Annotated in this window: 7 protein-coding genes and 1 pseudogene; 3 read left to right on the top strand and 5 right to left on the bottom strand. The window is 50.2% G+C overall.

Going from position 1 to position 6157, the window contains the following annotated elements; genetic code table 11:
- The coding region (locus E4631_RS25440; RefSeq protein WP_135318680.1) for a replication initiation protein at positions 1-503 on the bottom strand (503 nt) is incomplete at its 3' end.
- 870 nt (positions 504-1373) lie between these two features.
- Between E4631_RS25440 and mobC the strand changes: the two genes are divergently transcribed.
- From mobC to E4631_RS25425, 3 genes are read left to right on the top strand one after another with little or no spacing between them, the layout of a single operon-like run.
- Positions 1374-1763, top strand: a complete 390-nt coding sequence (gene mobC / locus E4631_RS25435) for a plasmid mobilization relaxosome protein MobC (RefSeq protein WP_166648104.1) — start codon at positions 1374-1376, stop codon at positions 1761-1763.
- Entirely contained in the window at positions 1763-2710 is a 948-nt protein-coding gene (locus E4631_RS25430) for a relaxase/mobilization nuclease domain-containing protein (protein ID WP_133657804.1), read from the top strand. Before mobC ends, E4631_RS25430 begins: the two co-directional genes overlap by 1 nt.
- Before the next feature lie 21 nt (positions 2711-2731).
- Positions 2732-3247 carry a hypothetical protein gene (locus tag E4631_RS25425; RefSeq protein ID WP_133657803.1) on the top strand — a complete coding sequence of 172 codons (516 nt, stop codon included), beginning with the start codon at positions 2732-2734 and terminating at the stop codon, positions 3245-3247.
- A gap of 118 nt (positions 3248-3365) precedes the next feature.
- Here the strand turns inward: E4631_RS25425 and E4631_RS25420 are convergent, their stop codons facing one another.
- From E4631_RS25420 to E4631_RS25405, 4 genes and pseudogenes are all read right to left on the bottom strand, one after another.
- Positions 3366-4589 carry a hypothetical protein gene (locus E4631_RS25420; protein ID WP_133657802.1) on the bottom strand — a complete coding sequence of 408 codons (1224 nt, stop codon included), beginning with the start codon at positions 4587-4589 and terminating at the stop codon, positions 3366-3368.
- Between the two features lie 23 nt (positions 4590-4612).
- On the bottom strand, positions 4613-4966 hold the full coding sequence (locus E4631_RS25415; RefSeq protein ID WP_135318679.1) for a hypothetical protein: 354 nt from the start codon (positions 4964-4966) through the stop codon (positions 4613-4615).
- 330 nt (positions 4967-5296) lie between these two features.
- A complete protein-coding gene (locus E4631_RS25410; RefSeq protein ID WP_133657807.1) occupies positions 5297-5575 on the bottom strand; it encodes a hypothetical protein in 279 nt (92 codons plus the stop codon).
- 34 nt (positions 5576-5609) lie between these two features.
- Positions 5610-6157 (bottom strand): annotated as a pseudogene (locus E4631_RS25405) (replication initiation protein); the annotation flags it as partial.

Genomic DNA, 6157 nt, shown 5'->3' with positions numbered 1-6157 from the left:
AGCAAGCCGAGCATCTTTTTGAAGTCCTGGAGGTCGTACCTTTTGGTTTCGCCCATGTCTTTCCATTGGCTGCAATACTGGTAAATCCGCTTGGCGTACTTGCTGGATAAGCGCAACGCAGCGGCTAGAGTGTAGGAGGTAAAGTTGTCTTTGAGGTCGAATAAGAAGGGCAACACTGCCTCAGATAGCTTGACTTCGATAATGCCTTGGCCCAGCAGGTAATGCACACTCTGAAACATCCACATTTGCCGGTAGCCGGTCTTGTCTTCTACCTCGAACATGCGGGAACCCATGTCGGCCGTGGCTTGCCGCAGGTAGGGCAGGTGATATTGTTTGCCCGTTAGAGCAGTTAATTCTTTGATAGGCAGCTCATAGGTTGCTGTCTTTTGGTCTTTGCGAAGCCGGGAGACCATGAAGAACAGTAGGTCTAATTGTAGCTCCGTGTAGTCATACCGAGCATTGGTCAGCACGTTATGTTGACGTATTTCTAGTTCTTTACTCATGAAGCTTACTAGCTGATTTCAATACAATTGTACACTAAAAACGATAAACAAATGCTATACCCGTTTTAAAACCCCGTTTCTCACGGATTAAAACCCGTTCTCAGACGGATTAAAACCCGTTTCTCACGGATTAAAACCCGTTTCTCACGGATTAAAACCCGTTTCTCACGGATTAAAACCCGTTTATGAATGTCATAAAAATTTAATAATCAATGTGTTACAAACCCCTCAAATAGACAAAGCCTTTCAAATACAACAATTGCTGTTCCCGCGCGAGGAAAAAAAGGCTTTTAGGGACTGTTCGGGGGTTCAACGGCGCGAGCAAAACAAAAACAGCAAAAACCCTAGAAGCCAGTGACTTGCGCGCATTCAATAAATACTATATTATTGGTAATAAACAGTTTATAAATCTTAATGACGAGCTTATGTACTGCTTTGGGCTATGGAGTGCGGGGGAGTGCTGAGGCGATAGAATTGGGGCAACTGGTGGGCTTGGGGGAACGATGGGGCAGTGGGGAAGTGGGGCCGAGCAGCAGTTGGTGCTAAGGTGGCCAGACAATCAAGGAAGGAGGCAGGCAGGCAAATAGATGGGGTACAGCTGCCGGCTAAGGGGGAGGTAGGAAAGGGGGAACGGTGGCCACTAAGAGCCAGGAAGGAGCAGGGAAGGCTAGGGTTGAAAGCGGGGAGTAGTCCAGGTAAATAAGATAGCGGGAGGGTTGCGCGGGTGAGGTGGCATGTGTACCTTAGTAGCCCCCTGACAGCTCGTTCAACGTGTTTCGCAAGATGTGTTTTGTGAATCGCGCTTCGCGCAATCCCCAAAACCCGTTCGCCCGTTGGGCTCACTACACTTGCCCCTGCGGGGACCTTTATATGGAAGCACCCACGCCCGCCGATTCTACACCCCACCGCCCCCGCAAGGGAGGCCGGAAGGCTAGCCCACTGGCTGAGAAGCAGCGCCACGTCGTCAGCGTGCGGCTCACTGATAAGGAGCACGAGCGCCTAAACCGCGAGGCCGAACGGTACCGGCTCAGCCAGGGCGAGGTGCTGCGGTCGGTGTGGTCGAAGCAGGACACGGCCACCAAGTTGCCGGCCCCACCGACCCCCGACGAGGCCCGGCTACTGGTGCAGCTGGCCGGCATGGCCGCGAACCTGAACCAGATAACCAAGCTGGCCCACTTGCAGCAGGACCAGCGCACCGGGGCCGCGACGGTACTCGGCCAGATGCACCACCTGCTGAAACGTCTAGCGCCGGAGGCATAATGATTGGCAAGGTGAAGGTAAACCAGTCGTTCGGGGCGATGTGTCAGTACGTGCTCCAAGAAAAGACCCCCGACAAAGGGGCCGAGGTGCTGGCCGCGCACGGCGTGCGCACCGACAGCGCCGCCCACATGGCTGCGGATTTTGACATGGTGCGGGCCATGCGCCCAGGGCTGGGTAAGGCGGTGCTGCACGTCGCGCTGGCCTTTCCGGTCGAGGAAAAGGAGAAGGTGACCAACGAGGTGATGGGCCGCATTGCCCACGACTACCTAAAGGGGATGAAAATCGACCCGGAGAACACGCAATGGGCCGTGGTGCGGCACCAGGACAAGAAACACCCCCACATGCACCTAGTGGTAAATCGGGTGGACTTAGACGGGCAGACGGTGAGCGACCAGTTTGTGCGCTCGCGCAGCGTAGACGTGTGCAAAAGCATCGAGCAGCAATACGGGCTGATAGTGGCCGACCAGGTGGGCCGCAAGCAGGCGCTGGAAATCGGCCCGACCCCGGCCCAGGCGAAGGCCAGCACCCCCAAAGAAGAACAGTCGGCCGAGTGGAGCCGCGCCCGGCAGGACATTGGCCGCGCCCTGAGCTACACGGCGGGCCAGGCCCGCAGCTTTGACGAGCTGCGCGAGGCCCTGCGCCCGCGAGGCATCGAGCTGGAGCTGACGCGGCGCAAGGACGGGAGCCCGGCCGGGGTGGTGTTCGCCCAGGACGGGCACCGGGTAAAGGGGAGCCAGGTAGGCCGCGAATACAGCGCTGGCAACCTCGAAACGGGCTTTGCCAAGGCCCGCGAGCTAGGCCAGGACCCGGCCCAGGCGTGGCAGCAGGTCGGCCAGGACTACGCGCTGGCCAAGCTGGCCGAATCCTACGCCCAGGCTAAGGAGCAGCAGGCTCGCCAGCAGCCAAAACAGAACAAATCGCGGGGCTTTGGCATCGGTGATAATTAACTACTTTCTACTTACTAGGCTATGCAAGAGCTACTTGACGATATTAAAGCCCTACGACGGGGCATCGAGGCCCTGAATAAGCGCAGCTTAGAGCAGGGCCAGCCCATTAGCCGCGCCGAGGTAAACGAGGTGCTGGCGAAGGTGGCGAAGGGCACCACGTTCGAGATTGATTATAAAGGCGTAGCGGCCAACATTCAGCCGCACTTGGCGACGCCGGACACTATCGCGGCGGCAGTGGCGACGGGCAGCCAGCAGCTAAAGCAGGTGATTGACCAGATTCCGCGCAGTATGCCCTTAGCGGATAAAGTGTGGGGCTTTACCAGCCTTTACACGTGGTTAGTGATGATGCTGATATGGGTGGGGTTCATGGGCTTCACGGTCTACTCTTGGAAGCAAATGGGGGAAGCGGAGGAAAAAACAGCGCAACTTCAGCAGCAACTGACCCAAAAACAGGCGACGATGAAGTGGTTGAACGACGGGTACGTGGACCTAAAGCAGGATAATCCGAAAGTCGCGAAGAGGTATTTTCCCCAGTAGTAACCAGCTTTTAGGCAGTTACTTATATGAGTTATACGCCCCAATTTAACGAAGAAGAACAGACGCCCGCGCAGCGGTGGCAGGCGGTGCGGTGTGCTCTAATAAATCTCTATCAATATTAAAATGGCAGGTCGTTGTCATCGTCAAAAGAATCAGTAGAGTTATGTTTAAATCCTGATAAATCTTCATTAATGTATTGCTCTTCTATAATTTTATTAGATAGGATTGGCGGCAAGTAAGAATTTCTGTATCGCTTAAAGGCCATAGCATGTGCCTCTTGCTCTGTCCATTGTGGTGAAACTATTAAGTTGCTAGCTCTGATTTTGTCATTATTAATATCATAACTAAATGCTGTGATTGAGCCAGCTTTATAACTAGATCCCACTATGCCTATGATAGTTTGTTTAATAAATGATGCACATTTATCTGGTTGTGTTATAATTTGAAATTCTGTGAAACGTATTACAATCCATCCATTATCAGTGAAAAACTTATCTCTTTTATAATCTCTGCTATTTATGTAATGAATTGGTTGTCCACTGCTACCGACATATGGCTCATCAATTTCAATTACAAGAACAAATTCTAATCCATATAAAGTGATAATAATATCAGGCATGAAGGGCCTTGAAGAGTTATCAAAGGGCAAAACGTAATTAGTCAGTATTTTGGTTGTCTGTTTTTTTGTATCAGCTGGTGCATCATCAGCAAAACAAAGTTTTAGTGTAACTATAAAAAAATCTTCGCTTACTCCTTTTCTATAAGATTGTCCGGTATATGGTTGCGGCTTTTTGATTGATTTTAAATAGGAGTTAAGGATTGGTGTTCTGTAATTAAATAAAAAACTACTGTTGAGAACGTCTACTTTGTACTGCTGTAGTTTTTGTTCATATTCTTTGTTAGTGATTTCGTGCTCTCGTTCAACAGCTTGTCTATTATATGTATTATATATAGAAAGTTCATTTTGATATATAAGTAACTTTTTTCTATAGGTAGCTTCAGCTTCTGCTAAAACTTTTGCTTTGTCTATTGCCGCTTGGTTTTTTATTTTGATCCAACCCCACAGAGCACAGATAAGTATTCCTACACCTATCGTAACTACAAAGTCACTCTCTGATTTTCGACTATTTCCTTGGATAATTAAGGCAATACCGAACAACACTACAGGTACCAGTAAACAACCGACGCCAGAATTTGAATCATTAGGTGATTTTAGACTTGGAAGAGTCGGCTCATCTGGATGCTTAGGCAGTACGGGTTTGTCTGGTGGTACAGGTAGACTACGGCTTATTTCAGTAATACGAGCCGGAATTTTAACTATCGGATAGGAAGCTGTAGACATCTAGGTAATGTAAATAAGTTGATTTATGCTAAGGTGATTCCTTCAATAAACTCATTTACATCATTGATCACATGACTAATAGCATGTTGCAAATCGTTATTGGCTCTCTGACCACTGATTTTTGATTTTTTTTTCTTCGAATCTAAATAGGAGAACTCTGCCCAGCCAGTTTCTCTATCTAAGCTGAGGTAAATGCTATCAATAGCAGCCACTTTTTTTTGTTCAAATTCCTCAATGTCATTTGCTTCATTGGGCTTCACTCTCTCTATGATTTCAATTGCTTTGCCCCCACGAAAACGAAGAGAGTGTGTGCTATCAACTTCACTTATTTCCTTTTTTAGCTGTGTCAGCTGTGCAATTGCTTCTTGGATTGACATAGGAAGATAAGGAGAGTTAGAAGTACAAGCTAGCGATTGTCGTTAACGAGCAAGAGCGCATGATGCTGATGCGTCAATGAGAGGGCAATATCTGTTATTTCTGTTGTAGACTCTGAGCATTTGAACTAGTTACCCCACTACGCTTGCGATAGATGCAAAATAAGGCAACTACCTAATTAAAGTACCACGCGGGGTGCAGCGGTTGGGCGGGCCGAAGTCTACACTGATTCCAAGAGTGGGTGTATAACTAATCTTATGTTAAGGGATTATTCCTAGAAACAAAAGGGAAAAGAATACCTTCCCCACTGCCCCTTAAATCCTACTCAAACCCTAGCCGGCTACGCGGGCTGGCAAGGCCGGCACGAAGTCGTCAAAGACCTCATAGCTGAGAATCTGGTAGCGCCGGGCGTAGGCCCGCAGGTGAATAGCGATAATCCGGTCCCTGGTGGCACGTTCGGACCCCGGGGTGTACTCTATGACCAACATGCGCTTCTCAGCCTCCTGAGCGAGCAGAAAATGGCAGGGAATGGCTTGTTGTTCGGCGTCGGTGAGGTGAACCGCATTGTCGGGTTTCAAAACGACGACTTCCAGGTAGATTTTTTGCCGCATGAGGGGAGCAGGGAAAACGGGCCACGAAGAACGGCTAAGCGGCGGTCTTCGTGGTTTTGGCCGCGACCAGGCCCAGGCGCACGAGCAGCAGGCCCCCCGGATTGCGGGTAGCCTTGATTTTGCTGGTTTTTAGGTCGTGGTTGTAGCGGTTGACCTCCGCGACGTGGGCGGCGCTGGTGAGGATGGTTTGGCGGTGCTTGGCATCGGTGATGCGCAGTTCGTCAAGGATGCGGGCGGCGTTGTCGTAGTGGCTTTGCTGCACGCCGGGCACATTCTGAGCCGTGGCCACCAGGTCGAAGGGGATAGTTTCGGCCAAAGCTTGTGGTTTGACGGTGAACACGATGTGGGTGTAGGTTCTAACCCGCTTTTCGAGCTTGTAGCTGATGTTTAGTTCGGTGTGCTCATTGATTTGCTTGACGGCTACATCTAACACACTCTCTCGGAAATCACTGATTCTAAGCATCTTTTCGTTACCCTTCTCATCGAGCAAGCCGAGCATCTTTTTGAAGTCCTGGAGGTCGTACCTTTTGGTTTCGCCCATGTCTTTCCATTGGCTGCAATACTGGTAAATCCGCTTGGCGT

The organism is Hymenobacter sp. UV11, from assembly GCF_004684095.1.
In the GTDB taxonomy this organism is placed as follows: Bacteria; Bacteroidota; Bacteroidia; order Cytophagales; family Hymenobacteraceae; genus Hymenobacter.
The sequence above is the reverse complement of the archived record's forward strand: the minus strand, read 5'-3'. Positions and strand labels throughout refer to the sequence as shown.